Below are 26,263 nucleotides of genomic sequence, written 5' to 3' on the forward strand. Positions count from 1 at the left end.
CCTCTCTGGGGCCCCACCCGAAGGGCCGGGGCGGCAAGGGGCGCAGGGCGTCGTTGCGGTCCTTGCCCAGGCGGCCAAGCCTGGGCTGCGGCCCGCGCCTAGCCCTGCGCCCCTTGCCGCCCCGGCGCGGGGGTGATTCATGTGTCAACAGGCCCTAGAGGGAGTCGTTTCGTGATTCGCATTGCCGTCATTTCCCATCAGGGCGCGCCCGCGCCGCGCAAGCTGGCCGCGCAGTTCGGCGCCGATGGCGGGACCATCGGGCGCGCGCCCACCAACGCATTGGTGCTCGACGACCCGGACCGCACCGTCTCGCGCGTGCATGCGCAGGTGCTGTGCCGCGATGGCCGCTTCTTCATCGTGGACCGCGGCAGCAACCCGATGTTGTGCAACGGGCACCCGCTGGGCGCGGGCCACGAGGCCGCGCTGTCGCAGGGCGACCGGCTGGTGATCGGCGGCTTCGAGCTCGTGGTGGAGATGCTGTCCTCGCAGCATGCGCCGGCTGCAGCGGCACCTTCACCGGCGCATGCGCATGCCCCAGCGCAGGCTGTGCTGCCCACCGACGACGATCCCTTCGCCGACCTGCTGGCCGGGCTCGGGCCTGTGGCGCCCGCGGCCGCACCGGCGGCGATGCAGGCGCCGGCACCGGCCGGTCCTTTCCCCGATCCGCTCGGCGCCGGGCGGGCGCCCGCCGCGTCGGCGGACGATCCCTTCGCGGACCTGCTCGCGCCCTCCGCGCCCGCATCGGGCGGGGCGGCCGCACCTGCGCGCGGCCTGCCGCTGGACGACTTCTCGGACCTCGGCCTGTCGTCCTCCCCCAAGGGCTCGGGGATCGACGAGCTCTTCGGCATCGGTGGTGCCGGCGGCGGCGATCCGCTGGCCAGCTCGCCGCTCGGCGACCCCCTGCGCCAGCCCAACACTGCCTCGGCGGCCGATCCGCTGGCCGCGCTGCAGGGCACGGCGGCGCCGGCGGCGAAGCCGCGCAGCGACCATCTTCCGGTCGGCCAGTTCGCGTACACGCCGCCGCGCGAGGTGGCGCCTCCGCCTCCAGTCGCCCCGCGCTTCGACGACATGACCGGCGAGGCGATCCGGGCCGCGCCCGCGGCGCAAGCCGCACCTTCCGCTGTGACGCCCGCCGCGACGCCCGTGGCGCAAGCGGCGCCTCCCGCCGCAACGCCGACGGCCCCGCCCGATGCGTTGCTGGCTGCTTTTCTGCGCGGCCTCGGCAGCACGCACCAGGCACCGCAGCAGCTGACGCCGGAGCTCATGGAACGCATCGGCGTGCTGCTGCGCTCGGCCACCGAGGGCACGCTGCAGCTGCTGCTCACGCGCCAGGAGTTCAAGCGCGAGCTGCGCGCCGAAGTCACGATGATCGCGGCCCAGGCCAACAACCCGCTCAAGTTCTCGCCCACGGCCGAAGTCGCGCTGGCGCACCTGCTCGGCCCTGGCATGCGCGGCTTCATGCCGGCCGAGGCCGCGATGCGCGATGCCTTCGACGACCTGCGCTCGCACCAGTTCGGCGTCATGGTCGGCATGCGCGCGGCCCTGGCACAGGTCATCGAGCGCTTCGCGCCCGCGGAGCTGGAGAAGAAGATCGCCGCCAGGTCGGCGCTCGACAGCCTGTTCGCCGCCAACCGCAAGGCCAAGCTGTGGGATCAGTTCATCGCGCTCTACGGCGGCATCGCGAGCGAGGCGGAGGACGATTTCCACGCCCTGTTCGGCAAGGCCTTTCTCGAGGCCTACGAGGCGCAGATGGCGCGCCTGAAGTCCGGCCGCAATTGATCAGGAAAAGAAGCAAGAAGAGGAGGGCCCGTGGAAATCGAGATCATCACCCTGTCGAGGCAAGGCAGCCGGCGCTACAACGAGGATGTCTTCGGGCAATGGAACGACGGCCGTTTCGTTGCCTGCCTGGTGGCCGACGGCGCGGGCGGCCATGGCGGTGGCGACGTTGCGGCCGCCATCGCCCGCGGCAGCGTGCTGGACGGTTTCGCGGCCTGTCCCGGGCTCGATGCGGACTTGCTGCGTGGCCTGGTCGCGCGTGCCAACTTCGACATCGTGGCGCGCCAGGCCGAGGGCGGCAAGCTGGCCGACATGCGCTCGACCGTGGTGCTGGCCGCCATCGACCTGCACGAGCACCTGATCGCCTGGGCCCACAGCGGCGACAGCCGCGCCTACCTGTTTCGGGGCGGTGCGCTGGTGGCGCGCACCACCGATCACAGCCTGGTGCAGCAGATGGTGGCCGGCGGCATGATCGACGAGGAAGGCGCGCGCCTTCATCCGCAGCGCAACATGCTGCTGTCGGCGCTGGGCTCGATGGAGGAGCCGCCGGAGATCACCGTGTCCGCGCCCATGCCGCTGGCCGAGGGCGATGTGCTGCTGCTGTGCAGCGACGGCGTCTGGGAGCCGCTGGGCGACGAGGTCCTGCGGGAGACGCTGCAGGCCTCGCCGACGCCGACCCAGTGGGTCGAGCAGCTGGACGCGCACATCAGGGCGTTGGCCAAGCCGGGCCAGGACAACTACACCGCCCTGGCCCTCTGGGCGCATGCGGACGACGAGACGACGCGGCCGATGCCCGAGAGTTGAGGTTGCTGAACGCGGACATCCGGACGTGTTCTGCGTCCGGATGTCCCGGCCAACCGGCCCGCCTCGGAGGGTCAGCCGTAGGCGACGTTTTCGGAGATGTTCCAGGCCGCGGTCTTCACACCTTCACCGCCGCCCTTCTTGGTCTGCGGGTCGTACTCGAACTTCACCTTGGCGAAGTTGAGGGTGACGTTCTCGGTCAGGCGGTCCTCGCCGCCGCTGCCGCCGGTGCTGATGCTGGTGACGATCAGGTCTTCCATCGTGATCTTGATGTACTCCAACGGGTCGTCACCGGCCTTGCGCACCACCAGCACGGCCTTGTCGTAGTGCGTGCCCTTGCAGCAGGCCAGCAGCAGCGCGTGGGAGGCCGCGTCGACGTACTTGGTGAAGGACAGGTCCTGGACGCTCACCTTGCCGGCGCCGCCGCCGGAGCCGACATGCGTGGTGCCGCTTTGCGACGCACCCCAGCTCCAGGCCAGGACGTCGATGTCTTTCTTGTGCTTGGCATCGACCGACTCGCCGTCGACGGGACCGATCTTGATGAACATGTCTACAGCCATGATGTGCGCCTTTCAGTTGGGACGTGGGTGAGTGGTTGGGGAATCCGGGCTCCCCTTCGGCTGCCGTGACCGGCGGGCCGGGAGGGGGGCTGCCTGGAGAACGACTTCGATGCGCCTTTTTTCAAAGACCTTGCGGACTTATTTCCCGCCCTTGGCGGACGGCAGCCTCGACACCAGCCGGAGCGACACGGTGAGCCCTTCGAGCTGGTAGTGCGGGCGCAGGAAGAACTTGGAGCTGTAGTAGCCCGGATTGCCTTCCACCTCCTCGACCACCACCTCGGCCGCGGCCAGCGGCTTGCGGGCCTTGGTTTCCTCCGACGAGGTGGACGGGTCGCCGTCGACGTAGTTGGTGATCCACTTGTTGAGCCAGCGCTCCATGTCGGCCTTCTCCTTGAAGCTGCCGACCTTGTCGCGCACGATGCACTTCAGGTAGTGCGCGAAGCGGTTGCAGGCGAAGAGGTAAGGCAGGCGCGCCGCGAGGTTGGCGTTGGCGGTGGCGTCCGGGTCGTCGTACTCGGCCGGCTTGTGCAGCGACTGGGCGCCGATGAAGGCGGCGAAGTCGGAGTTCTTGCGGTGGATCAGCGACAGCAGCCCGGCCTTCGACAGCTCGGCCTCGCGCCGGTCGCTGATGGCGATCTCGGTCGGGCACTTCTGGTCGACGCCGCCGTCGTCGCTCGGGAAGGTGTGCAGGGGCAGGTTCTCCACGGCGCCGCCGGACTCGATGCCGCGGATGCGCGAGCCCCAGCCGTAGAGCTTGTACGAGCGGTTGATGTTGGTGGCCATCGCATAGGCCGCGTTGGCCCAGCTGTACTTGCTGTGGTCGGCGCCGGAGACGTCTTCTTCGAAGTCGAACTCCTCCACCGGATTGGTCTTGGCGCCGTAGGGCGTGCGCGCGAGGAAGCGCGGCATGCACAGGCCGATGTACTTGGAGTCGTCGGATTCGCGCAGGCTGCGCCAGCCGGCGTACTCGGGCGTGGAGAAGATCTTGGTCAGGTCGCGCGGGTTCGCGAGTTCCTGCCACGACTCCATCTGCATCAGGTTCGAGCTGGCGCCGGTGATGAAGGGCGCATGCGCCGAGGCCGCGATCTTGGCCATCTCGCCCAGGAGCTCCACGTCGGGCGGGCTCTGGTCGAAGTGGTAGTCGCCGACGATCGCGCCGAAGGGCTCGCCGCCGAACTGGCCGTACTCCTGTTCGTAGACCTTCTTGAACATGGGGCTCTGGTCCCAGGCCGCGCCCTTGAACTTCTTCAGGGTCTTGTGCAGCTCCTTCTTCGAGATGTCCATCACCCGGATCTTGAGCTGCTCGTCGGTCTCGGTGTTGTTCACCATGTAGTGCAGGCCGCGCCATGCGCTCTCGAGCTGCTGGAACTCCTCGTTGTGCAGGATCTTGTTGACCTGCTCGGTCAGCTTGCTGTCGATCGCGGCGATCATGGCCTGGATGGACTTCGTCACGTCCTTGCCGATGATCTGCGTGTTGGCCAGCGCCTGTTGCGCCAGCGTGAGGACGGCGGCTTCGACCGCGCTCTTGGCTTCGTCGCTGCGGGGCTTGAATTCCTTCTGCAGCAGCGACGCGAAGTCGCTCCCTTCGTATGCGACGTCCTTCAGTGCGCTCTGCTGGTCGAGTGCTTCGGTGGCCATGGTGCTTTCTCCTCGTGTTCGAATGGGGTGGGCTTCAGGCGGCCGGGGTGCCGGTGCCTTCCTCCGGCTTCTTGCTGGCGGCCAGCGTCTTGAGCAGCTCGGGGTTGTCCAGCACCTTGGCCAGCAGCTCCTCGGCCCCGCCCTTGCCGTCCATGTAGGTCACCAGGTTCGACAGCTGGTTGCGCGCCTCGAGCAGCTTGTTGAGCGCATCGACCTTGCGGGCCACCGCGGCGGGCGAGAAGTCGTCCATGTTCTCGAAGGTGATGTCGACCTTGAGCTCGCCCTCGCCGGTCAGCGTGTTGGGCACCGAGAAGGCGGCGCGCGGCTTCATGGCCTTCATGCGGGTGTCGAAGTTGTCGACGTCGAACTCCAGGAACTTGCGGTCGCCCACCGGCGCCAGCGGATCGGCCGGCTTGCCCGACAGGTCGGCCAGCACGCCCATCACGAAAGGCAGCTGGACCTTCTTCTCCGCGCCGTACAGCTCCACGTCGTACTCGATCTGGACCCGTGGCGCCCGGTTGCGGGCGATGAATTTCTGGCTGCTCTTGGACATGGACGTGCTCCTTGCGAGGGGTAAATGGAGGGGCCGCGCGACGCAGGCCCTATTCGGTGACCTGCTGCTTGCCGGTCACGGTCTCGATGGTGTCCAGCGCATTGGGCGCCAGATCGGCCATGATTTCGAAGAAGCTCACGCCGATGAGCTTCTTCGCGCGGGCGATCAGCAGGGGCGCGGGATTGCCCGGCTCGGCCTGCTGGAGGTAGTGGATGACGCGGTCGAGGGTCTGCAGCGCGTCCTGCCGGGTGCGGATCTCACCCGGCGCGGCGGCGCGTGCGCTGCCGGTGGTGCCCGGTTCCGCGCCATCCGCTGCTTCGGCGCCGGCCTCGTCCGACTGCGGCGGCGGCGCCACCGCGGCGGCGGCCTTGCCGAGCACGTTGGCGATCGCACGCAGCGGTGCCAGGTCGATCGAATCGGCGCGGCCGGTGCGTTCCACGATCAGCGACTGCAGCTTCGCGACCAGCGCGGGCGCTTCCACCAGCGTCTGCAACAGCTCGGGCGCCTCGGCATGGATGCTCTCCAGCCCGCCCTGGACCTGCGCCGCGGTGTAACCGGCCTCGGCGCCGGTCGGGGCCAGCGCGTTGTGCGCGATCGCGATGTCGCGCACGCGGATCGCACCGATGCCGCGCGCCGTGCCGATGCTGGCGTCGTACAGGTCGCGCAGCACCATGCCTTCGTCGGTCAGCGGGGCCAGCGCGTTGAGGCGCATGGTGGGGTCGTTGTCGTCTTCGGCATCCAGCTTTGGATGTATGCCTTCCCAGTAGCGGTCGAGCAGGGCCGTGAGCAGGCGCAGGCCCATGGCGAAACCGGCCACGCCCTGGGTGCGCGTGGCGGCGCGCAGCAGCAGCACGGCTGCCCGGGCGTCTTTGGTGCGTCCGAGCACGGCTTGGGCCTCCTGGGCCACGGCGCGCCACTCCGGCTCGACGGCGGGGATCACCGTGTCGCCGAACTGCTGCTCGGGCTTGCCCTGCGCAGCCGCCTCCAGCGCGGTGAAGGCCGGGTCGTACTCCAGATCGTCGCCGCAGGGCGAGGCTTCGCTGACGGGAGCCTGCAGGGCATCGACGAGTTCAGGTGTCAGCATGTTGCCTGTTCGAATTGACTGTCGATAATCAAAGATGCCCTTGCACGGGTCAATGCAACGAAGGAAATAGCATGAATGAGCCCGGTACACGCCGTTCGCCCTATGGACGACTCTCGAATGCGGGGGATCGGCAGCGGTTTGCCAGGCTCGGCATCCTGCTGTGGCTCGTCGGGGTCGCCGGGTGTTCGAGCCCGCCACCGCCGCCCAAGCCGATCACCACGCCCGTGGCAATGACGCTGGTCGCCGGCGCCGATGCCAATCCCGATGCGCGCGGCCGGGCCTCGCCGCTCACGGTGCGCGTCTATGCGCTCAAGACCAGCGGCGCCTTCGAGTCGGCCGACTTCTTCTCGCTCTTCGAGAAGGACCAGGCCACGCTGGGCGCGGAGATGGTGCAGCGCGAGGAGATGCTGCTGCGCCCCGGCGACAGCAAGAAGCTCGAGATGACGCTGGCCGCCGACATCAAGGCCATCGGCGTGATGGCAGCCTACCGCGACCTGGATCGCGCGCGCTGGCGCGAGGTGAAGGTGGTCGAGCCCGGCAAGGCGCTGGTGCTGACCACCACCTTCGGCGCGCGTCAAATTCGCATCGAAACCAAGTAGCGCGTCCCCTCGGTCATCGGGCCAGCGGCTGGTCGGTTGGCAGAAAGCGCTGGAACAGGTCGGTGACGAAGGCGGACTGGGCGCTCTCCTCAGGGGCCGCCACGAGATAGAGGCCGCGCCAGCGCGCGACCGCGTGGCCACCGCGCGTGGGCTCGAAAAGCTGCTGCGCGAAGGCGCGCAGGCCGGGCTGCAGGGCGCGCACCTGTTCGACGAAAGCATGGATCGCCAGGCGGTGCGCCGCCTCCGGCTGGCCGCGCAGCAGGCCCATGCGCAGGGCATGCAGCCGCAGCGCCAGGGGCTCGAATAACGCATCGGGGCGGGCGGCGGCGGCCGAGGTGTCGGGCAGGCGATGGCCCAAAACTTGGGCGCGCGCCGCAGGGGGCAGGGCCTCGCGCAGCACCTCGTAGCCCGCCAGCCGCTCCAGGCCGGTCACGAGCAGATAGACCGGCAGCTGCAGCCGCAGGAGCTCCGCCGCCTCGTCGACGCGCCGGCGCAGGCGTGCCGCATCGGCGGCGAGCGCCTGCGCATCGCCCAGCAGGCGGGCCGCGCTCACGCAGACCACGATGCCGTTGAGCGGCAGGCGCTCGCGCTGATCGGCCAGCGCCAGCAGGGCCTGGTACCAGAGGCTGCGCTCGCGCGGCGTGGCGGGCTCATGCACCGCGGCAGGACGGGCCTCGATGGCGACCATCGACGGCAGGAAGCGCCAGCGCCAGAAGTCCTCGCCCTCGGCTTCCTCCACGTCTTCGTGCGCCGCCGCGGCCATCAGCGCAGGCACGCCGGCGTCCTCGTCGCCGATGAACAGCAGCCAGGGCAGGTCGTAGAGCGGCTGATGCAGCGCGCGCAGCGACGGCGAGCGCAGCAGCCGCTCGCGCGCACGCGCGACCGCGGCGCGGGGCTCGGCGAAGGGGGCGGGCTGCGCGGGCTCCCCGTGTTCCGAGGGCGTGGCCAGCGCCTCGATGCGCCGGCGCAGCAAGCGCCGCCGCGCGAAGTAGCGCGAACCCAGCATGAACCACCACAACGCGAGCAGCCCGGCGAGGCACAGTGCCAGCAAGGCGCCGTAGTGGGCGGGCAGCGGGTACAGGACGTTCATGCGGTTCCGGCGTGCGCGGCTCAGCGCGAGACGGTTTCGAGGAACACGAAGTCGGCGATCGGCCGGCCCGCCGCCTCGCTGGTGGCCAGCGATTCGCGCAGGCGCTGCAGATAGGCCGAGGCCAGCTCGAAAGGCGGGGTGTCGCCGGCGTCGGCCAGCGGCGTGGTCGACGACAGGGCGGTGATCAGTACCGTGCCGAAGGGCGGGCTCACCAGCCAGCTCGAGGGAATGTCGCGGCCCAGTTCGAGGGCCTCGCCCGGGCGCATCGGCTGCGGGCCGCGGTTCGCATGCAGGTGCATGACGGCGCCGTCGGCCGTGTAGTAGTCGACCCGCAGGTAGCCTTCGTGGTCCGCATTGGTGACGCGCACCACCACCGTGTCGCCTTCGCGCAGCCGGCCCTCGCGCGCGGTGAACGCGGCGACCTTCAGTTGATACCGCTTCTCCTGGTTGCGCGCCTGGTAGGGCTTGAGGATGGCCACCACCTCGCAATGGGGCCAGATGCGCAGCCGCAGCGCGAAGTTCGCCGCTTCCACGCCAGGCACGGCGCGCACCTCGCGCTCGACGCGGGCCATGTCCTCCGCGGTCGGGACGAAGCCGCTGACGCGTGCCGTGCCGTCATCGCTCGCCGCGACAGCCAGGTCTGCGCAGGCGAAAGCCTGCAGCCGCTGTTCGACGCGCTGGGCCAGCGTGGGCGACGGCGCGCGCGCGCCCAGCATGGACCACAGCAGGTAGGCCAGCGGAATGAGCAGCGCCATCGCGCCGGCGGTGCGCAGCAGCGCGCGCTCGCGCCGCTCCGGCACGCGCGGGCCCGGCGGATCGGCCATGCTGTAGGGCTGCGGCGTGATGCGCTCCTCGGCCAGCGCATTGAGCGCCAGCGGGCGCACGGGCAGCTGCCGCCCGTGCAGCTCCTTGAGCTTGCCGAGCTCGCCGTCGTCGCCGCGCTCGAAGTAGTACTGGCCCTTGAAGCCGTGGGCCAGCGCGTGCCAGTAGATCTCGCGCACCTCGCCGTCGTCCGGCTGCAGGGCCGACAGGTGATGGAAGAACTCGCTGTGCGCGTTGTTGGAATTGAAGAGCCGCACCTGCAGCGGCGTTGCACCGGTGGGCCTTGCCGGGTGGCGCGCGATCACCTCGTCGAGCCAGGCGACGACCGCGAAGGACGCCGATTCGATGTGCGCCGCCGAGCTGCCTGCCGCCCGGGCCGCGTCACGGGCCTGGTCGAGCAGCTGGAGCGCGCGTTGCTGCGCGGCTTCGGGCGCGGGGGCGGCCCGGCCGGCCGCGATGGCGGCATCGAGCTCGAGGCCGAAGGTGAACAGCGTGCTGAAGCAGTCGAACAGGCGAGCCATGAAGCGCTCGCGCTATTCTTCGGTGGCAACGGGAGCCCTGGGTTTGCGCCTGTCTCGATGGCACATGCCTATGTCCCTGTTGAAGCGGTGGATCTTGGATTCATTCTTTCAACGCCCCTGGGGGGCGGCCATACCGCTTGGGGACTATGTCGTTCGTGGAGCCGGCGAGCCTTGCCGTGTCTGGCGATCCGTTTTATCTTTCGTGTTACTTGTCGAGTTGACTGCGTGTACCACGCTTAATCTTTTAAGGCCTGCCATGAAAATCCTGATCGCCGATGACCACAGGCTCGTCATCGAGGCGGTCAAGGCCAAGCTGTCGGAGATCGAGCCGGGCATCGAGTTCGTTCTGGCGATGAGCGTCGACGAACTGCTCGCCGGCGCCTCCGACGACATCGATTTGGCCGTGATCGATCTCAACATGCCCGGTGCCGAGGGCCAGGCCCATGTGGACGAGATCCGGCGCCGCCATCCGGCCGTGCCGGTCATCGTGCTCTCGGGCTACGAGGACCCGGCCATCATGCGCAGCGCGCTGGAGCGCGGTGTGCTGGGCTTCATTCCCAAGGCCTACTCGCCCGAGGTCATGCTGTCGGCCGTGCGGCTGGTGCTGGCGGGCGGCGTCTACGTGCCGCCGATGCTGCTGTCGGCGGTGCCGCCGGGCGTGGTGGCAGGCGTGCCGCCCGGTGCCGGCGAGGCCGCGCAGCGTGCGTCTTCCGCTGCCACGGCGCAAACCCTCGATCACCTGCGCACGGTGCTCACCGAGCGCCAGGTCGAGGTGCTGCAACTGCTGTCGCAAGGCAAGCCCAACAAGCTGATCGGGCGCGCGCTCGGCATCAGCGAGGGCACCGTCAAGATCCATCTGGCCGCCATCTTCCGTGCGCTCAACGTGCGCAACCGCACGGAGGCGGTGGTCGCGGCGCAGTCGCTGACCGAGGCCTGAGCCTCGCTTTTTTGCGGCGGCCACTGCACTGCCGTTGCCGGCGGGCGCTGTATCAGAAGCGCAAGGTCAGCAGGTGCGGCAAGCGGGGAATCGCGACGGCCCGGCCCGTGCACAGGGCCTCGCGATAGACGTGCAGAAGATGCCGCTGGAACAAGGTGACCTCGTCGGCCGGCCAGCCGTCCACGTAGCGCGCCTGAAGCTCCACCGCCGCGGCCCAGTCCCCTTGCTCGAAACGATAGCGCGCCAGCGCCATGATGCCGTTCGGATGTTCGGCTGCCCACGCGGGCACTTGGTCGAGCCAACCCTGCACCTCGTGAAGCGCGCGATCTTCGCAGGCGAGCCAGGCAGCCGCCAGGCAGGCGTTGGAGCGAACGATGCCGACCGAAGAGACCGCCATCGTTTCGCGAAGCATCCGCCAGGCCTGCTGCCGGTCAACGCGCGCATGGGCCAGCGCGGCGCTGAAGAACTCGGCGAAGCCGTACAGGCAAGTGCCTTCGTAGAAGCGCCGGTTGGCTGCGATCTCGGCGATCAGCTCGCGCGCCAGGTCGTAGTGGGCGCCGGCGATGGCGAGGCCCGTGTTCAGGGGGATCGCAACACTGAGCCAGAGATGCCGCGCCTCACGCCCGAGCTCGCGCACCCGCTCCATGCGCTGCGGCGCTTCGCCGATCCGGGCGCTGCGCCAGTACAGCCAGGCGTCGGTCAGCTGCGACAGGAACCGGCCGGCCCGGGACTGCTGCATCGACGGCGATGCGAGCGTGGCCTGCGCCCTTTTCGCGGCCGCCTGCTTGCCCGCGTGGCTATGCACCATCAGCTGCAACGCGAGCGTGAGCGCATGTCGCACCGGTGTGCCGGCCAGCCTCGCGCAGTCCACGGCTTCGTCGATGGCCACAGTCGCATCGTGCATGCGCCCGGCATCGCGGTAGATGATCGCGATCCGGTGCAGGGTGCGCGCGAGGTCTGCATGCTGCGGGAGCGGGTTGCGGCTGAGCTGCGCTGCGCGGTGCAAGCTCTCGAGCGCGGGTGCTGCCTGGCCGCGCAGGTGTGCGATGACGCCTTCCTGCCGCAGGCATTGCGCCGTGAGGCGATCATGGTTGCCACCTTGCGCCACGGCGAGCACGCGCCTGCCGATGCTTTGCGCGAGTTCGAACTCGCGTTCCGCGATCGCCAGCTCGCAGCGCTCCAGCAGCACCGCCGCCTTGAGGGCATCGTCGCCGTTCGATTCGAGCAGCGTCAGGGCCTGGTGGATGAGGGTCCGGGCGAGCTCGTTTTTTTCGAGCGCGCGGTAGTAGGCGGCGAGTGCGCGCAATACGCGCGCCTGCGTGGCGACGTCGGCCGACGCGGCGGCGCGCCCCAGCAGGTGCTGTGCCTTCGACGGGGTTTCCGGGTGTTCGATCGCGGCCAGGCTTTCGACGTGCTCCACGTCCATTTCGAACGCATGCGGCTCTGAAGCGACGCATACCTGCAGGTAGTCCTGCGCCATCTGATAGCGCTGCTCCCGGGCTGCGTGCATGGCGCGGGTGAATGCCTCTTTCGCGAAGCCGTCGATGGGGATGCGCGCCGGCGCCTTGCTGGCGCGTGCGGAAGACAGCCTCCGGCCGAGTGCGATGGTCAGCTCCGTCAGGTCGTTGCCGAGCAGCGGGGTGGCGTCGTCGAGCCGCATCTCGCCATGCAACTGCCAGCGCAGCTCGAAGCCGTTTTCGCAAGAATGAACCTGAACCGCGATCACGGTCCGGGCGCCGATGGCGCGCACCTGCTCGATGGCGCGGTTGCCCGCAGGCCTGTCGCCGCCTGCCTTGAGCGCGGTGACCACGTCGACGAGGGGCTGCACGGAAAGCCCTGGCTGCGTGCCGAGCTCTCGGTTCAGGAGCGCCGCCAGGCCGAACTCGACCCATACCAGTGCATCCCGGCCCGTGCGATTGTGAAAAGGGAGCGCGGCGACCGTGAGCACCCGGCCTGATTCGGAACGTTCCGGGGGCGCGGGCGGCGCCGCCGCATCGAGAGAGGCGCCGAATTCGCGCGCCGGAGGAAGCGAGGGGGAGTGCGGTGCCCCGATCATCGTGGACAGTGACATGGAACCACAATCAGAAAGAAGCCACCTCGTTCGCCGCTGAAAGCTGCGGGCCGGTGGAGGAGCCCCTTGTTTCGTTTGCGGCTGGCAGATTAGGCCTCCAGGCGGGGCGCGGCTGACCCGACGCGACAATTCATCAGGTTGTAGTGCCCCCTGACGATCGCGTCGGCGACATGACCGGCGCCTGCGCCTCGCAGATCGCGCTCAGCCGACGCGTATTCCGCAGGCTTGCGCCTCTGCCCATAGCTGCGGTGTGGACGCGAACAGCTCATCGCTCCAGACCACGGGCGTCTGGCTGCGTCGGCCATGCTGGACCGTCGGATCGGTGGCGACGTAGCCAGCTTCATGGTAGCGCTCGGCCCATGCGCTGGGGTAGTCGAACAGGGTCAGAACTCGGGGGTTCGACAGTGGGAACGGGAACCGGATTCCATAGGCGCAGTATTCGAAGCCCAGCCCGCGCGCGGCAGCAATGATTTCGTCAAAGATCTCCTGCTCGCTGGGCGCGACAGCGACGATGCGCAGCAAATCTTCTTGCCAGTTTTTCATAATGCGCCTCGCGACGACCTCCGGACGCAAAGAGTTTGCCAGTCAGCGTCGTTCGTCAATGCTCCCGGGGCAGAATTAATCACCATTTTGGAGATCTAGTTTGCATTCCCCCAACCTTGCGGCCCTACGCCGTCCACGGCTCGAGGCAGCCATCGTCGATCTCGATGGCACGATGGTCGACACGCTCGGCGACTTCGAGGTCGCGCTCAACCACATGCTGGGAGAACTGGCCCTGCCCGCGATCACGCGCGATGTCATCGGCACGATGGTGGGCAAGGGCTCGGAGCACCTCATCCGCTCAGTGCTGCATCGCGTGCGCGAGGGGCGCGATGCGGACGGCGCATTGTTCGACCAGGCCTGGGGGCGCTATGTGCACCACTACCTCGCCATCAACGGCCAGCATGCGCCGATCTACGCCGGCGTCGTCGAAGGGCTGGCCGCGTTGCGTGCGCGGGGCCTGCGCCTCGCCTGCCTGACGAACAAGCCCATCGCCTTCGCGCGCCCGCTGCTGGCGGCCAAGGGCCTCGACGGCTACTTCGAGCATCTGTTCGGCGGCGAGGCCTTCGAGCGCAAGAAGCCCGACCCGCTGCCGCTCCTGAAGACCTGCGAGGCGCTGGGCAGTGCGCCCGCCCGCACGTTGATGGTCGGCGATTCGAGCAACGACGCGCAGGCCGCGCGCGCCGCCGGCTGCCCGGTGGTGCTGGTGAGCTATGGCTACAACCACGGCCAGCCGGTGCGCGAGGTGGACGCCGACGGCTTCGTCGATTCGCTGGCCGAGCTCGATGGCCTGCTCGGGTCGGGTTGACGATAGTTGACAGTCAAATTGATGAAAAGTAATGTATCTACCTGCCCGCCGGTCTCCGTATCGGCGGCCCGTGGCCCACAACACTTTTTGCTCTATGAACATCGCGATCCTGGGCGGCGGCCATGGCTGTTATGCCGCCGCTGCCGACCTGTCCGAAGCCGGCCATTCGGTGCGCCTGTGGCGCCGTGATGCGGATGCACTGGCGGCCGTGCGCCAGGCCGGCTCCATTTGCCTGAAGGATGCGCGCGGCGCACGCGACGTGCCCATCGCACTCGCGACCGCCGACATCGGCGAGGCCTTGCGCGGCGCCTCGCTGATCGTGATCCCCACGCCCGCCATTGCGCAGGAAGACATCGCACGCGCCATGGCGCCGCACCTGGTCGATGGGCAGGTGGTGTTCCTGCCGCCCGGCACTTTCGGCAGCTTCGTGATGGCCCGCATCGTGAAGCAGGCCGGCAACCGCGCCGACGTGGCCTGGGCCGAGACCGGGACGCTGCCCTACCTGGCGCGCAAGCATGGCGAGCGCGAGGTCAACGTCACCATTCGCGCGATCCGTCTGCCGACCGGCGTCTATCCGGCGCGCAAGGAGCGCGAGGCGCTGGAGGTGATTCGCGCGGCCTACCCGAGCGTGCATGGCTGCGGCGATGCGCTCTCGGGTGCGCTGATGAATGCCGGGCCGATCATCCATCCCCCGCTGATGGTGATGAACGCCGCGCCGCTGCAGCACTTCGAGCGCTGGGACATCCACAACGAGGGCACGCAGCGCGCGGTGCGCGATGTGACCGACCGGCTGGACCAGGAGCGCATCGCGGTGCGCGAGGCCTTCGGCCAGGGCGCGCCGCACTATCCGCTGGCCGACCACTACAACAACGACCAGTGGATGTACGGCGATGCCCACAAGCAGCTGGTGAAGTCGGGCGACTGGCGCGAGAACATCGACCTCTACGCGCACCGCTACATCACCGAGGACACGGAGCTGGGCCTGGCCTTCCTGGCTTCGGCAGCGCGCCATGCGGGCGTGGATGCGCCGATCGCGCATGGCCTGCTGGCCATCGTCGGCGGCTTCCTCGGCCGTGACCTGCGCCAGGGCCCGCGCACCTTCGAGGCGCTGGGCCTGGCCGGGCTGGACCGGGCCGCGCTGACGAAGAGGCTGCACGATGGCGAATGAGGCCGCCGCAACGCCGCGCTTCGCTGCTGTCGGCGCGGGCCGCATGGGGCGCGGCATCGCGATTGCCTTCGCCTACGCGGGCCACCGCATCGCGCTGGTCGACCTGCGCGTGCGCAGCGACGAAGCCTGGCAGAAGCTGCGCGCCGAAGCCCGGGCCGAGATCGAGAGCAGCCTCTCCGGCCTGGCGCAACTGGGCGTGCTCGATGCAGCGCAAGTGCCGGCGATTGCCGAGCGCGTCGAGCTCGTGCCCGCCGCCGACGCGCCGCGCGCGCTCGCCGCCGCCGAGCTGGTGTTCGAAGGCGTGCCCGAAACGCTGGAGGCCAAGCGCGAGGCCTTCGAGCAGATCAACCGCCACTGCCGCGAGGACGCGATCCTCACCTCCACCACGAGCAGCATCCTGGTCACGCAGATCGCCGCGCTGGTGAAGAGGCCGGAGCGCTTCCTCAACATGCACTGGCTCAACCCGGCCTACGTGATCCCGGTGGTGGAGTTGAGCTGCCACCCGGGTACCGATGCGGCGGTGCTGGCGCGCACCAAGGCACTGATGGAAGCGATCGGCAAGCTGCCGGTGGTGTGCGGCCCGACGCCTGGCTACATCGTGCCGCGGCTGCAGGCGCTGGTCATGAACGAGGCCGCACGCATGGTGGAAGAGGGCGCCGCGACCGCGGAGGAAATCGACAAGGCCACGCGCTACGGCCTCGGCCTGCGCTTCGCCGCGCTGGGCGTGGTGGAGTTCATCGACTTCGGCGGCGCCGACATCCTGCACCACGCGAGCCGCGAGATGTCGGGCTCGATCGATCCCGCGCGCTATGCCGCGCCGGCCATCCTCGATCGCATGATGGAAGAGGGCCGGCTGGGCCTGAAGAGCGGCAGCGGCTTTTACGAGTACGCGGGCCGCGACGTGGGCGCCTACCGGCGCGATGTGCTGGCGCGCACGCTCGGGATGCTGAAGCACGCCGGATTGTGGCGGCCGCCGGCCGACCGGACGCAGCCATGACGAAGATCCGCCGCGCCTTCGCCGATTTGTCCGTCGGACAGGTCCACTACGCCAGCTGCGGCGATCCGCGTGCCGAGACGGTGCTGCTGCTGCACCAGTCGCCCCGCAGCTGGGCCGAGTACCGCCATGTGCTGCCCTTGATCGGGCGCCGTTTCCGCGCGGTGGCGATGGACACCGCTGGCTTCGGCGATTCCAATGACGGCGGCGTGCCCGCGAGCATCGAGCAATGGGCGCGCGTGGCGGTCGAGCTGCTCGATGCGCTGCGCATCGCCCGCGCCCATGTGGTGGGCCACCACACGGGCGGCGTGATCGCGGTCGAGCTGGCGAGCGCCTTCGCGGCGCGCGTGCATGGGCTGGTGCTGTCGTCGACGCCGTACACCGACGCCGCTTTCCGCCGTGCGCGGGCCGAGCGCCCGCCCATCGACGAGGTGGCGATGAGCGGCGACGGCAGTCATCTTGCGGCCTTGTGGCAGAAGCGTCTCGGCTTCTACCCGGCTGGCCGGCCCGAGCTGCTGGAGGCCTTCGTGCTGGACGCGCTGAAGGTGAGCGGCCGGATGGAAGAGGGGCACAGCGCCGTCGCGTCCTATCGCATGGAAGAGCGCATCGCGAAGGTGAGGCAGCCCACGCTGATCGTGCGCGCCACCGACGATCCCTTCGCGGCCCCGCATGCGCAGGAGCTGAAGGCACACATTCCGCAGGCCCGCATCGTCGACATCGAAGGCGGCATGGTGCCGCTGCCCGACCAGATGCCCGAGGCCTTCGCCGATGCGGTGCTGTCGTTCCTGGAGTCGCTGTCGTGAAGGCGGTGCGCATCCCCGGCTTCGGCGCCGCCCCGGTGCTGGAAGAACTGCCCGAGCCGCAGCCGCGCCCCGGCCGCACGATCGTGCGCATGGCCGCGGCCACCGTGGGCCATATCGATCGCACGGTGTGGAGCGGCGCCTTCCTCCAGCATCCGCCGCTGCCCTACATCCCCGGCGTCGAGGCCGCGGGCACCGTGGTCGCGAGCGAACGCCATGCGCCCGGCCAGCGCGTGCGGGTGCGCGGCAGCGGCCTGGGCACGACGGAGGACGGCACCTGGTGCGAGCTGATCGACGCGCCCGACGAGGCACTGGGCCTCTTGCCCGACGGGCTCGACATGGCGCTCGGCGCCGCCTTCTTCTCGCCCTGCACCTCGGCCTGGGTCGCGTTGCACGAGATCGCGAAGCTGCAGGCCGGCGAGCGCGTGCTGGTGACCGGCGCCACCGGCGCGGTGGGATCGATGACGGTGCAGCTCGCGCGCGAGGCAGGCGCCATCGTGCTCGCCCGCCTGGAGGAAGCGCAGCAGCAACCCGTCGACCTGCTGGTCGACACCGTCGGCGGCCCGGTGCTGGAGGCTGCCTTGCCCTGCGTCGCGCCCGGCGGCCGCGCGGTGCTGGTGGGCTACACGGCGGGCAACACGCTGCCCTTGAACATCGCCCATTTCCTGCAGCGCGACGTGGCGCTGTTGCCGCTCAACATGTTCCGGCGCGAAGCTGCCGGCCGCGCCGCCGTGCCGGCCTTGCTGGCGCGGCTGGCGGACGGAAGGCTCACGCTCGAGGTGAAGCGCTTCGCGCTCGGCGAGGCGGCGAGCGCGCTCGAATGGATCACGCAGCGCGGGCATCGGGGCCGGGCGGTGCTGGTGCCCTGAAGAGGGTGCGTGGGGCCAGGATCTAAGATTGTTGCGCCCGCATCGCCGAGGAGTACGCATCGACATGGACACCCCGCTTGCCCAATCCTGGCTCGCCCTGAGTGCGCCCGTGGCGGCTGCGCGCGCCGCCGGGCGTCCCCTCGTGGCGCTGGAGTCGACCATCATCGCGCACGGCATGCCCTACCCGGAGAACGTGCGCACGGCGCGCGAGGTGGAGGCGGCGATCCGCAGCCTGGGCGCCGAGCCCGCGACCATCGCGCTGATGGGCGGGCGCATCCGCGTCGGCCTATCGGACGAGGAGCTGGAACTGCTCGGCCGTTCCGGCCAGGCGCACAAGGTCAGCCGGCGCGACCTGCCGGCGGTGCTCGCCAGCGGCGAGCTCGGCGCCACCACCGTGGCCGGCACCATGATCTGCGCGGCGCTGGCGGGCATCGAGGTCTTCGTCACCGGCGGCATCGGCGGCGTGCATCGCGGTGCGGCGCAGAGCTTCGACATCTCGGCCGACCTGCAGGAACTGGCGAAGACTTCGGTGGCGGTGGTGTGCGCCGGCGCCAAGTCGATCCTGGACCTCGGGCTCACGCTGGAATACCTGGAGACGCATGGCGTGCCGGTGCTCAGCTGCGGGCAGGACAACTTCGCGGCCTTCTACACGCGTGACAGCGGCTTGCGCGCTGACTATCGCCTGGACGATGCGGATGCGCAGGCCCGCTTCATCCGCACCAAGTGGAGCCTGGGCCTCGCGGGCGGCGTGGTGCTGAGCACGCCGGTGCCGGAAGCCGCGGCCATGTCGCGCGAGGAGATCGATGCGATCACCGACCAGGCCCTGGCCGAGGCCGCGGCGCAGGGCATCGCCGGCAAGGCCGTGACGCCTTTTTTGCTGTCGCGCATCAAGGCGCTGACGGGCGGGCGCAGCCTGGCGACCAATATCGCGCTCGTGAAGCACAACGCCGAGGTGGGCGCGCGGCTGGCCCTGGCGTTGGCGTGCGTATAAGCGCCTTGCCTGCCAGGACTCCTGACATTCGTCTCTGTGCTGGAGACAAATGCTTTTATCTATCAGGGTTTCCCTTTCTCTCTCTTTCTCGCCAACTTGCTTCTGCGGGCTCGAATCTGACTAAGGTCATCGCCTTCCGACAACTCATCGACAAGACTAGATACGGATCTCGAACTTCCAAGCAAGCTGCACAAAGCACTTGAGCGTGAAGCGTCTGATGCGGGGCGAAGCCTGCACGCACACGTCATTGAGAAGCTGGAGTCGGTCACGCCACCTATCGAGGCAGTGACGCGCGAGGTGATAACGGCTGGGCTGCCCAAACCCAGTGGGACTCAGATGACGAATAGACTTGACGGGATGACTGCAGGCGCAGTTGCGCACGTTCGCGGTATCGGCGTCCCCATCTAAGGGATCTGGCGCCGGCGGTGTTGCCCCTCGAGGCAACGGATTCAGGATGTGGCTTTCAGTCGCGGTCGTGCGCGGCGAAGCCGCTACGCCTGCGAGTCCTCTTCCGCCTCATCCACCTCCCCCGCCGCACCGGCGTGCAGTTCGATCATCTGCCGCAGCGTCGTCTTCAACTCCTCCGCCCGCAGCAGGCCAAAGGGCTCCAGCACGCGCCGCTCGTGCTCGCGCGCCAGATCCATCAGCTGCTCCACCGTCTTCGCGCCCTTGCGCGTGATGCGCACCAGCGTGATGCGCCGGTCACTGTCGTGGGGCAGGCGCTCGACCTGGCCCTTGGACTCCATGCGGTCCAGCAGGCGCGTGACCGTCGGCTGCTTGGTCACCGTGACCTGCGCCAGCTGGCCGATGCTGACCGCCTCGCCCCCGGCCAGCGAGGCCATCACCCGCCACTCCGATACCGAGAAACCGTGCTGGCGCGCCACCACGTGGAACTCCGACGAAATCAACTGGCTGGCCTGCGCCAGCAGCGCCGGCAGGTAGTCGTCGACGAAGCGCAAGGCCTTCTTTTTAGAAGCGGCAGTGGCCATGAAGCGTCCCCTCGGCTGAAGTAGGCACGCAGCTTGCATGTCTAGGGTTATTCATGATTGTGGATACATTCACTTCTGAACATTATAGGAACCATGCGATGAGGCGGCACCCACGCCGTCACGGAAAGAAACAGAACCATGGCTGAGAGATCGTTCGTCGAGGAAGTGAAGAAACTCCGGCTCGCCGAAGGCGAAGTGTTCCGGGGTGAGGGCATTCTGGCAGTCACCAAGGCACTGCTCGAATCGGGTGTTTCCTATGTCGCCGGCTACCAGGGAGCACCCATCTCGCACCTGATGGACGTGCTGGCCGACGCCCAGGACATCCTGGCCGAGCAGGGCATCCGCTTCGAAAACAGCGCCAGCGAGGCGACGGCGGCCGCCACGCTGGCCGCCTCGGTCAACTACCCGCTGCGCGGCGCCGTCACCTTCAAGGCGACGGTGGGCACCAACGTGGCGTCCGACGCGCTGGCCAACCTGGCCTCGGGCGGCGTGACCGGCGGTGCGCTCGTCATCGTGGGCGAGGACTACGGCGAGGGCTCCTCGATCATGCAGGAGCGCAGCCACGCCTTCGCGATGAAGTCGCAGATCTGGCTGCTCGATCCGCGGCCCAACCTGCCGTCCATCGTCGATGCGGTGAAGAAGGGCTTCGAACTTTCCGAGGCCAGCCATACGCCGGTGATGCTGCAGCTGCGCATCCGCGCCTGCCACGTGCACGGCCAGTTCGTGGCCGGCGCCAACCGCCGGGCCGACTTCACGCTGAAGGACGCGCTGGAGAACCCGCAGCGCGACGTCAGCCGCATCGTGCTGCCACCGGCCAGCTTCGTGCACGAGCAGGAAAAGGTGAAGGAGCGCTGGCCCGCGGCGGTGCGCTTCATCGAGGAGCACAAGCTCAACGAGTTCTTCTCGGAAGACGCCGACGACATCGGCATCATCGTCCAGGGCGGGAGCTACAACACCCTGCTGCGGGCGCTGGAACGCCTGGGCCTGGCCGATGTCTACGGCCACACGCAGGTGCCGCTCTACGTGATGAACGTGGCCTACCCGCTGGTCGACAACGAGGTGCTGCGCTTCTGCATGGGCAAGCGCGCGGTGCTGGTGGTGGAAGAGGGCCAGCCCAACTTCGTCGAACAGAACCTCGCGAGCATCCTGCGCCAGGCCGGCTCCACCACCGCGCTGCACGGCAAGGACATGCTGCCCGTCGCGGGCGAATACACGGCGGCCGAGCTGCTCAAGGGCGCGCGCGCCTTCGGCGAGCGCTACGGCCGCCTGCAGCCGTTGCCGGTTCCGGCGGCGGTGCGCAAGGTGATCCCGCTCAAGGAAGTCGCCGAGATCGGCGTCGACGCCGCACCCGAGCCCGCCCTGCCGCTGGGCGACAGCGTGCATGCGCGCCCGCCGGGCTTTTGCACCGGCTGCCCCGAGCGGCCGATCTTCAGCGCGATGAAGCTGGTCGAGCTTGAACTGGGCCCGCACCACGTGAGCGCCGACATCGGCTGCCACCTGTTCTCCATCCTGCCGCCCTTCAACATCGGCAACACCACCATGGGCTACGGCCTGGGCGGCGCCGGCGCGTCCGCGCTCAACGCGCCGGCGGGCAAGCGCGCGATCTCGATGATGGGCGACGGCGGCTTCTGGCACAACGGCCTCACCAGCGGCGTGGCCAACGCGGTCTTCAACAAGAGCGACAACCTGACCATCGTGGTCGACAACAACTACACCTCCGCCACCGGCGGGCAGGACGTCCTCTCGTCGAACGCGCACAACGCGACCCGCAGCACCGGCCATGCGATCGAGCGCGCGGTGCGCGGCGTCGGCGTGCAATGGGTGCGCACGATGCGCCGCACCTACGACGTCGCCGGCATGCGCGACGTGATCAAGGAAGCGCTGACGACCAAGCAGAAGGGCCCCAAGGTCCTGATCGCGCAGTCCGAGTGCATGCTCAACAAGCAGCGCCGTGAGAAGCCGCTGGTGCGCAAGGCCATCGCAGACGGCAAGCGCATGGTGCGCGACAAGTTCGGCGTCGACGAGGACACCTGCACCGGCGACCATTCGTGCATCCGGCTGTCAGGCTGCCCGTCGCTGTCGATCAAGTCCAACCCCGATCCGCTGCGCGTCGATCCCGTCGCCACCGTGCTCGACAGCTGCGTGGGCTGCGGCAACTGCGGCGATGTGTCGCATGCCGCCGTGCTGTGCCCCTCTTTCTACAAGGCGCAGATCGTCAGCAACCCGACGGGCTGGGATCGTTTCCGCCAGCGCGTGCGCGCGGGCGTGATCGGCTGGCTCCAGCGCGGCGAGGCGAAGCGCCGGGCGGCCTATGCGTTCTGAAAAGATGACCACCGCTCAACCGATCAAGATCGCAATTCTCGCCATGGGCGGCGAGGGCGGCGGCGTGCTGGCCGACTGGATCGTCGACATGGGCGAGGCCAACGGCTACATCGCGCAGACCACCTCGGTGCCGGGCGTGGCCCAGCGTACCGGCGCGACCATCTACTACGTCGAGCTCTATCCCGAAGCGCAGGCCGAGGCCGACGGCGGCCGGCCCGTGCTGGCGCTGATGCCGCTGCCGGGCGACGTCGACGTGGTGCTGGCCTCGGAGCTGATGGAAGCCGGCCGCGCGGTGCAGCGCGGGCTGGTCACGAAGGACCGCACGACGCTTGTCGCCTCCACCCACCGCGTCTATTCGATCGCCGAGAAGAGCGCGATGGGTGACGGTCGCGTCGACAGCGCCCAACTGCTGGCGCATGCGGACAAGGCCGCCAAGCGCTTCATCCGCTTCGACATGGCGAAGGCCGCGGAAGAGGCCGGCAGCGTGATCAGCGCCGTGCTCTTCGGCGCGCTGGCCGGCGCCGGCGTGCTGCCTTTCAGCCGTGCGCAGTTCGAGGCCACCATCGAGCGCGGCGGCGTCGGCGTCAAGCCCAGCCTGAAGGCCTTCGGCGCAGCCTTTGCGCGGGCCCAAGGTGCGGGCGATGACGAGAAGCCGGTGCCGGCCCCCGCAGCCGCGCCGCAACCTCGCCACCCTGCGGTGCATGCGCTGGTCGAACGCGTGCAGCGCGACTTCGCGCCGGCGCTGCACCCCGTGCTGTTCGAAGCCGTGCGCCGCCTCATCGACTACCAGGACACCGACTACGCTGGCCTCTACCTCGACCGCATGGCTGCGATCGCCACGCTGCCCGCGGGCGAGGACCATCGCCTGCAGCGCGAGACCGCCCGCCACCTGGCGCTGTGGATGTCCTACGAGGACACGGCCCGCGTTGCTGCGCTCAAGACCCGCGCCTCGCGTTTCGAGCGCGTGCGCGGCGAGGCCGGCGTGCAAGAGGGCCAGCTGCTCGCGATCAACGAATACATGCACCCGCGCCTGCAGGAGATCTGCGAGACCCTGCCCGGCGGCCTCGGCCGCTGGCTGTTGGGCTCGGGCTGGCCGCGCCGCCTGGTGGAGCGCATGACCTGCAAGGGCCGCGTGATCCGCACCAGCTCGCTGGGCGGCTACCTGATGCTTTCCACGGTCGCCGCCATGAAGCGCTGGCGCCGCAGCACCACCCGCTATGCCGAGGAAAACGGCCGCATCGAGGAATGGCTGGGGCGCATCGCCGCCACGGCCGCGCAGCATCCCGAGCTGGCGGTGGAACTCGCCCAATGCCAGCGCCTGGTCAAGGGCTACAGCGACACCCACGAACGTGGCCTGCGCAACTACGACACGCTGATGGCCGCCTTCCAGCGGGCGGGCACTCGCATGGCGCCGGCCACGCTGCGCGAGTTGCGCGATGCGGCGTTGGCCGATGAACAGGGCCACCAGCTGAGCGCCATGCTGGCGCGGCATGCGCTGGCCTGAGTCGCTGTGAAAAGACAAGAGAGACACGCATGACCGCCACACTTCAACTGCGCGTCGCCGAGGCGTGCGAGCTCAACCCGCTGATCCGCAGGTTCGTGCTGCGCGCCGACGATGGCCGCGCGCTGCCGGGCTACAGCGCCGGCGCCCATCTCCGCATCCAGGTCGAGCTGCCCGATGGCGCGAAGGACTGGCGCCATTACTCGCTGATCAACTTCGCCACCGAGCGCAATGCGACGAACGCGCCCACGCAGTACGTCATCGCCGTGCGCAAGGAGGACGAGGGCCGCGGCGGCTCGCGCTTCATGCACGAGCGGCTGAAAGAGGGCGAGCTCGTCACCATCGAGCCGCCGAAGAACGACTTCCCGCTGCACACCGGCCCCGGGGGCACGGTGCTGGTCGCGGGCGGCATCGGCATCACGCCGCTGGCCAGCATGGCCGCGCGCCGGCGCGCCGAGGGCGAGCCCGTGCGCCTGCACTATGCCGGCCGCAGCCGCGAGCTGATGGCCTTCCTGCCAGAACTGCAGGCGCTGCTGGGCAAGGACCTGCGCGTGCATGCCGACGCCGACGCCGGCACGCCGCTCGACATCGACGCGGTGCTCGACGACGTGCCCGCCGGCGACCGCCTCTACGTCTGTGGCCCCAAGGTCATGCTCGACGCCGTGCTGGCCCGCACCCAGGCGCGCGGCTGGGAACACGACCGCGTGCACTTCGAGCTCTTCACCACCACGGTCGCCGAGGAAGGCGACCAGCCTTTCGAAGTGGAGCTCGCCCAATCCGGCCAACGCTTTACGGTGCCCGCGGATCAGAGCATCCTCGACTGCCTGATCGAGCATGGCTGCGACCCGATGTACGACTGCAAGCGCGGCGAATGCGGCGTGTGCACGACGCCGGTGCTGGAAGGCGAGATCGACCACCGCGACTACGTGCTGAGCGCGCGCGAAAAGGCCGAGGGCAACGTGATGCAGATCTGCATCTCGCGCGCCAAGGGGGCGAAGCTCGTGCTGGACATCTGAAGGAGAGCGACACGATGACTTCCTATCGAGGCAACCCAGAGGCCGTGCGCGCCCTGGTGCAGAACGACCGCGTGCACCGCGACCTCTACATCAGCCAGGACCTGTTCGAGCTGGAACAGGAGCATTTCTTCGCCAACACCTGGAACTACGTCGGCCACGAGAGCCAGCTGCCCAAGCCTGGCGACTACATCAGCAACGAGATCGCCGGCCGCCCCCTGATCGTGGTGCGCCACAGCGACGGGTCGCTGCGCGCGATGATGAACCGCTGCGCCCACAAGGGCTCGCGCCTGGTGAGCGCGCCCTGCGGCAACACCGGCAAGTTCTTCCGCTGCCCCTATCACGCCTGGACCTTCAAGACCGACGGCTCGCTGCTCGCGATCCCGCTGAAGAACGGCTACGAGGGCACGCAGCTGCACGAATGCGAGTCGGCCAAGGGCCTGACCACCATCCGCAACGTGCGCAGCCACCGCGGATTCATCTTCGTCAAGATCAACGACGTCGGCCCGGACTTCGAGGCGTACTTCGGCGACTCGCTGAGCTCCATCGACAACATGGCCGACCGCTCGCCCGAAGGCGAGCTGGAGATCGCCGGCGGCTGCCTGCGCTTCATGCACCAGTGCAACTGGAAGATGTTCGTCGAGAACCTCAACGACACCATGCACCCCATGGTGGCGCACGAGTCGTCGGCCGGCACCGCCAAGCGCATGTGGTCCGACAAGCCGGCCGACGAGCCGAAGCCCATGGCCATCGAGCAGTTCGTGCCCTTCATGTCGGACTACAAGTTCTTCGACGACATGGGCATCCGGACCTACGACAACGGCCACAGCTTCACCGGCGTGCACTTCAGCATCCACAGCAAGTACAAGGCGATCCCCGAGTACGACGACGCGATGAAGTCGAAGTACGGCGAGGAGCGCACCGCGCAGATCCTGGGCATGGCGCGCCACAACACGGTGTACTACCCCAACCTCACGATCAAGGGCGCGATCCAGGCGATCCGCGTGGTGAAGCCGATCGCGGCCGACAAGACGCTGATCGAGAGCTGGACCTTCCGCCTGAAGGGCGCGCCGCCCGAGCTGCTGCAGCGCACCGCCATGTACAACCGGCTGATCAACTCGCCCTTCTCGGTGGTCGGCCACGACGACCTGCAGGCCTATCGCGGCATGCAGGCCGGGCTGCACGCCACGGGCAACGAGTGGGTGAGCCTGCACCGCAACTACGACCCCGAGGAGTTGAAGGGCGGCGAGATCACCACCGGCGGCACCAACGAATTGCCGATGCGCAACCAGTACCGCAGCTGGGCCCGCTACATGACGGAGACCATGTGATGAGCAACACCGTCACGCGCCAGGACCTGATCGACTTCGTGGTGCAGGAGTCGCGCCTGCTCGACGGCAAGCGCTTCGAGGAGTGGAACTCGCTCTTCGCCGACGACGCCTACTACTGGGTGCCCGCGGTGCCGGACCAGGAAGATGGCCTCAACCACTGCTCGCATCTCTACGAAGACAAGCTCCTGCGCGACCTGCGCATCGAGCGCCTGAAGAGCCCGCGCGCCTTCTCGCAGCAGCCGCCCAGCCGCTGCCACCACCTGCTGCAGACGCCCACCGTGGAGGTGTTCGACGAGGCGGGCAATGCCTTCGTGGTGCGCACCGAGTTCCACTACACCGAGTCGCAGGGCGACGAGCTGCAGTTCTATGTGGGCACCTTCTTCCACCACCTGACGCAGGTGGATGGGCAGCTGCGCATGACGCTCAAGCGCGTGAACCTGCTCAACTGCGACGCCGCGCTGCCGGCCGTGCAGCTCTTCATCTAG

Annotated in this window: 24 protein-coding genes; 15 read left to right on the forward strand and 9 right to left on the reverse strand. The window is 68.9% G+C overall.

The genetic code is table 11. The features are described 5' to 3' along the window. The first annotated feature begins 171 nt into the window (after positions 1-171). Together tagH and AC3A6X_RS35195 are read left to right on the forward strand one after the other, a co-directional pair. Positions 172-1,779: a type VI secretion system-associated FHA domain protein TagH gene (gene tagH / locus AC3A6X_RS35190; RefSeq protein WP_487846505.1), complete on the forward strand. Its 1,608-nt coding sequence runs from the start codon at positions 172-174 to the stop codon at positions 1,777-1,779. 30 nt (positions 1,780-1,809) lie between these two features. Further along, positions 1,810-2,580, forward strand: coding sequence for a PP2C family protein-serine/threonine phosphatase (locus AC3A6X_RS35195; RefSeq protein WP_487846506.1), 771 nt, complete (start codon positions 1,810-1,812; stop codon positions 2,578-2,580). A gap of 71 nt (positions 2,581-2,651) precedes the next feature. Here the strand turns inward: AC3A6X_RS35195 and AC3A6X_RS35200 are convergent, their stop codons facing one another. From AC3A6X_RS35200 to tssA, 4 genes are all read right to left on the reverse strand, one after another. Next, positions 2,652-3,137, reverse strand: a complete 486-nt coding sequence (locus AC3A6X_RS35200) for an Hcp family type VI secretion system effector (RefSeq protein WP_487846507.1) — start codon at positions 3,135-3,137, stop codon at positions 2,652-2,654. A 138-nt stretch (positions 3,138-3,275) separates the two neighbouring features. Then, positions 3,276-4,775: a type VI secretion system contractile sheath large subunit gene (tssC, locus tag AC3A6X_RS35205; protein ID WP_309958966.1), complete on the reverse strand. Its 1,500-nt coding sequence runs from the start codon at positions 4,773-4,775 to the stop codon at positions 3,276-3,278. 34 nt (positions 4,776-4,809) lie between these two features. Further along, the gene (gene tssB, locus AC3A6X_RS35210) at positions 4,810-5,328 is read right to left on the reverse strand and encodes a type VI secretion system contractile sheath small subunit (protein WP_309958963.1); all 519 of its coding nucleotides are present in this window, start codon (positions 5,326-5,328) and stop codon (positions 4,810-4,812) included. A 49-nt stretch (positions 5,329-5,377) separates the two neighbouring features. Then, positions 5,378-6,412: a type VI secretion system protein TssA gene (gene tssA, locus AC3A6X_RS35215; RefSeq protein ID WP_487846508.1), complete on the reverse strand. Its 1,035-nt coding sequence runs from the start codon at positions 6,410-6,412 to the stop codon at positions 5,378-5,380. Positions 6,413-6,483: 71 nt separating this feature from the next. Here tssA and tssJ point away from each other — a divergent pair, with 71 nt between their 5' ends. Beyond that, positions 6,484-7,011, forward strand: a complete 528-nt coding sequence (gene tssJ / locus AC3A6X_RS35220) for a type VI secretion system lipoprotein TssJ (protein WP_487846509.1) — start codon at positions 6,484-6,486, stop codon at positions 7,009-7,011. 13 nt (positions 7,012-7,024) lie between these two features. Here the strand turns inward: tssJ and AC3A6X_RS35225 are convergent, their stop codons facing one another. Together AC3A6X_RS35225 and AC3A6X_RS35230 are read right to left on the reverse strand one after the other, a co-directional pair. Next, positions 7,025-8,101 carry a type VI secretion system protein gene (locus AC3A6X_RS35225; RefSeq protein ID WP_487846510.1) on the reverse strand — a complete coding sequence of 359 codons (1,077 nt, stop codon included), beginning with the start codon at positions 8,099-8,101 and terminating at the stop codon, positions 7,025-7,027. Between the two features lie 20 nt (positions 8,102-8,121). After that, the gene (locus AC3A6X_RS35230; protein WP_487846511.1) at positions 8,122-9,444 is read right to left on the reverse strand and encodes a DotU family type IV/VI secretion system protein; all 1,323 of its coding nucleotides are present in this window, start codon (positions 9,442-9,444) and stop codon (positions 8,122-8,124) included. 256 nt (positions 9,445-9,700) lie between these two features. On the opposite strand from AC3A6X_RS35230, the gene AC3A6X_RS35235 reads away from it, so the two are divergent. After that, the gene (locus tag AC3A6X_RS35235) at positions 9,701-10,381 is read left to right on the forward strand and encodes a LuxR C-terminal-related transcriptional regulator (protein WP_309907471.1); all 681 of its coding nucleotides are present in this window, start codon (positions 9,701-9,703) and stop codon (positions 10,379-10,381) included. A 52-nt stretch (positions 10,382-10,433) separates the two neighbouring features. Here AC3A6X_RS35235 and AC3A6X_RS35240 read toward each other — a convergent pair whose 3' ends face one another. Both AC3A6X_RS35240 and AC3A6X_RS35245 read right to left on the reverse strand, forming a co-directional pair. Beyond that, on the reverse strand, positions 10,434-12,452 hold the full coding sequence (locus tag AC3A6X_RS35240) for a hypothetical protein (RefSeq protein WP_487846512.1): 2,019 nt from the start codon (positions 12,450-12,452) through the stop codon (positions 10,434-10,436). A gap of 201 nt (positions 12,453-12,653) precedes the next feature. After that, entirely contained in the window at positions 12,654-12,995 is a 342-nt protein-coding gene (locus AC3A6X_RS35245) for an autoinducer binding domain-containing protein (protein WP_487846513.1), read from the reverse strand. A gap of 100 nt (positions 12,996-13,095) precedes the next feature. Between AC3A6X_RS35245 and gph the strand changes: the two genes are divergently transcribed. From gph to AC3A6X_RS35275, 6 genes are all read left to right on the forward strand, one after another. Next, entirely contained in the window at positions 13,096-13,800 is a 705-nt protein-coding gene (gene gph / locus AC3A6X_RS35250) for a phosphoglycolate phosphatase (RefSeq protein WP_487846514.1), read from the forward strand. Between the two features lie 94 nt (positions 13,801-13,894). Continuing rightward, a complete protein-coding gene (locus AC3A6X_RS35255; protein WP_487846515.1) occupies positions 13,895-14,968 on the forward strand; it encodes an NAD/NADP octopine/nopaline dehydrogenase family protein in 1,074 nt (357 codons plus the stop codon). Then, positions 14,958-15,965, forward strand: coding sequence for a 3-hydroxybutyryl-CoA dehydrogenase (locus AC3A6X_RS35260; protein ID WP_487846516.1), 1,008 nt, complete (start codon positions 14,958-14,960; stop codon positions 15,963-15,965). The genes AC3A6X_RS35255 and AC3A6X_RS35260 overlap by 11 nt, the downstream gene beginning before the upstream one ends. Then, a complete protein-coding gene (locus AC3A6X_RS35265) occupies positions 15,962-16,765 on the forward strand; it encodes an alpha/beta fold hydrolase (protein WP_487846517.1) in 804 nt (267 codons plus the stop codon). Before AC3A6X_RS35260 ends, AC3A6X_RS35265 begins: the two co-directional genes overlap by 4 nt. After that, on the forward strand, positions 16,762-17,631 hold the full coding sequence (locus tag AC3A6X_RS35270) for a quinone oxidoreductase family protein (protein WP_487846518.1): 870 nt from the start codon (positions 16,762-16,764) through the stop codon (positions 17,629-17,631). The genes AC3A6X_RS35265 and AC3A6X_RS35270 overlap by 4 nt, the downstream gene beginning before the upstream one ends. Positions 17,632-17,695: 64 nt before the next feature. Next, a complete protein-coding gene (locus AC3A6X_RS35275; RefSeq protein ID WP_487846519.1) occupies positions 17,696-18,622 on the forward strand; it encodes a pseudouridine-5'-phosphate glycosidase in 927 nt (308 codons plus the stop codon). Positions 18,623-19,113: 491 nt separating this feature from the next. On the opposite strand, the gene AC3A6X_RS35280 is transcribed toward AC3A6X_RS35275, so the two are convergent. Further along, a complete protein-coding gene (locus AC3A6X_RS35280) occupies positions 19,114-19,611 on the reverse strand; it encodes a MarR family winged helix-turn-helix transcriptional regulator (RefSeq protein WP_106557056.1) in 498 nt (165 codons plus the stop codon). Positions 19,612-19,749: 138 nt separating this feature from the next. Between AC3A6X_RS35280 and AC3A6X_RS35285 the strand changes: the two genes are divergently transcribed. From AC3A6X_RS35285 to AC3A6X_RS35305, 5 genes are read left to right on the forward strand one after another with little or no spacing between them, the layout of a single operon-like run. After that, entirely contained in the window at positions 19,750-21,933 is a 2,184-nt protein-coding gene (locus AC3A6X_RS35285) for a thiamine pyrophosphate-dependent enzyme (RefSeq protein ID WP_487846520.1), read from the forward strand. A gap of 4 nt (positions 21,934-21,937) precedes the next feature. Beyond that, positions 21,938-23,437 carry an indolepyruvate oxidoreductase subunit beta family protein gene (locus AC3A6X_RS35290; RefSeq protein WP_487846521.1) on the forward strand — a complete coding sequence of 500 codons (1,500 nt, stop codon included), beginning with the start codon at positions 21,938-21,940 and terminating at the stop codon, positions 23,435-23,437. 29 nt (positions 23,438-23,466) lie between these two features. Continuing rightward, a complete protein-coding gene (locus tag AC3A6X_RS35295) occupies positions 23,467-24,450 on the forward strand; it encodes a PDR/VanB family oxidoreductase (protein ID WP_487846522.1) in 984 nt (327 codons plus the stop codon). Positions 24,451-24,464: 14 nt separating this feature from the next. Then, on the forward strand, positions 24,465-25,778 hold the full coding sequence (locus AC3A6X_RS35300; protein ID WP_487846523.1) for an aromatic ring-hydroxylating dioxygenase subunit alpha: 1,314 nt from the start codon (positions 24,465-24,467) through the stop codon (positions 25,776-25,778). Beyond that, on the forward strand, positions 25,778-26,263 hold the full coding sequence (locus tag AC3A6X_RS35305) for an aromatic-ring-hydroxylating dioxygenase subunit beta (protein WP_487846524.1): 486 nt from the start codon (positions 25,778-25,780) through the stop codon (positions 26,261-26,263). Before AC3A6X_RS35300 ends, AC3A6X_RS35305 begins: the two co-directional genes overlap by 1 nt.

The organism is Variovorax sp. Soil_C_12 (assembly GCF_057657375.1).

What these genes read in the sequence shown, in the direction of transcription:
- AC3A6X_RS35200 (WP_487846507.1), bottom strand. Translation starts at nt 3,137, where the DNA reads ATGGCTGTAGACATGTTCATCAAGATCGGTCCCGTCGACGGCGAGTCG.
- tssC (WP_309958966.1), bottom strand. Translation starts at nt 4,775, where the DNA reads ATGGCCACCGAAGCACTCGACCAGCAGAGCGCACTGAAGGACGTCGCA.
- tssB (WP_309958963.1), bottom strand. Translation starts at nt 5,328, where the DNA reads ATGTCCAAGAGCAGCCAGAAATTCATCGCCCGCAACCGGGCGCCACGG.
- tssA (WP_487846508.1), bottom strand. Translation starts at nt 6,412, where the DNA reads ATGCTGACACCTGAACTCGTCGATGCCCTGCAGGCTCCCGTCAGCGAA.
- tssJ (WP_487846509.1), top strand. Translation starts at nt 6,484, where the DNA reads ATGAATGAGCCCGGTACACGCCGTTCGCCCTATGGACGACTCTCGAAT.
- AC3A6X_RS35225 (WP_487846510.1), bottom strand. Translation starts at nt 8,101, where the DNA reads ATGAACGTCCTGTACCCGCTGCCCGCCCACTACGGCGCCTTGCTGGCA.
- AC3A6X_RS35230 (WP_487846511.1), bottom strand. Translation starts at nt 9,444, where the DNA reads ATGGCTCGCCTGTTCGACTGCTTCAGCACGCTGTTCACCTTCGGCCTC.
- AC3A6X_RS35235 (WP_309907471.1), top strand. Translation starts at nt 9,701, where the DNA reads ATGAAAATCCTGATCGCCGATGACCACAGGCTCGTCATCGAGGCGGTC.
- AC3A6X_RS35240 (WP_487846512.1), bottom strand. Translation starts at nt 12,452, where the DNA reads ATGTCACTGTCCACGATGATCGGGGCACCGCACTCCCCCTCGCTTCCT.
- AC3A6X_RS35245 (WP_487846513.1), bottom strand. Translation starts at nt 12,995, where the DNA reads ATGAAAAACTGGCAAGAAGATTTGCTGCGCATCGTCGCTGTCGCGCCC.
- AC3A6X_RS35255 (WP_487846515.1), top strand. Translation starts at nt 13,895, where the DNA reads ATGAACATCGCGATCCTGGGCGGCGGCCATGGCTGTTATGCCGCCGCT.
- AC3A6X_RS35260 (WP_487846516.1), top strand. Translation starts at nt 14,958, where the DNA reads ATGGCGAATGAGGCCGCCGCAACGCCGCGCTTCGCTGCTGTCGGCGCG.
- AC3A6X_RS35265 (WP_487846517.1), top strand. Translation starts at nt 15,962, where the DNA reads ATGACGAAGATCCGCCGCGCCTTCGCCGATTTGTCCGTCGGACAGGTC.
- AC3A6X_RS35275 (WP_487846519.1), top strand. Translation starts at nt 17,696, where the DNA reads ATGGACACCCCGCTTGCCCAATCCTGGCTCGCCCTGAGTGCGCCCGTG.
- AC3A6X_RS35280 (WP_106557056.1), bottom strand. Translation starts at nt 19,611, where the DNA reads ATGGCCACTGCCGCTTCTAAAAAGAAGGCCTTGCGCTTCGTCGACGAC.
- AC3A6X_RS35285 (WP_487846520.1), top strand. Translation starts at nt 19,750, where the DNA reads ATGGCTGAGAGATCGTTCGTCGAGGAAGTGAAGAAACTCCGGCTCGCC.
- AC3A6X_RS35290 (WP_487846521.1), top strand. Translation starts at nt 21,938, where the DNA reads ATGACCACCGCTCAACCGATCAAGATCGCAATTCTCGCCATGGGCGGC.
- AC3A6X_RS35295 (WP_487846522.1), top strand. Translation starts at nt 23,467, where the DNA reads ATGACCGCCACACTTCAACTGCGCGTCGCCGAGGCGTGCGAGCTCAAC.
- AC3A6X_RS35300 (WP_487846523.1), top strand. Translation starts at nt 24,465, where the DNA reads ATGACTTCCTATCGAGGCAACCCAGAGGCCGTGCGCGCCCTGGTGCAG.
- AC3A6X_RS35305 (WP_487846524.1), top strand. Translation starts at nt 25,778, where the DNA reads ATGAGCAACACCGTCACGCGCCAGGACCTGATCGACTTCGTGGTGCAG.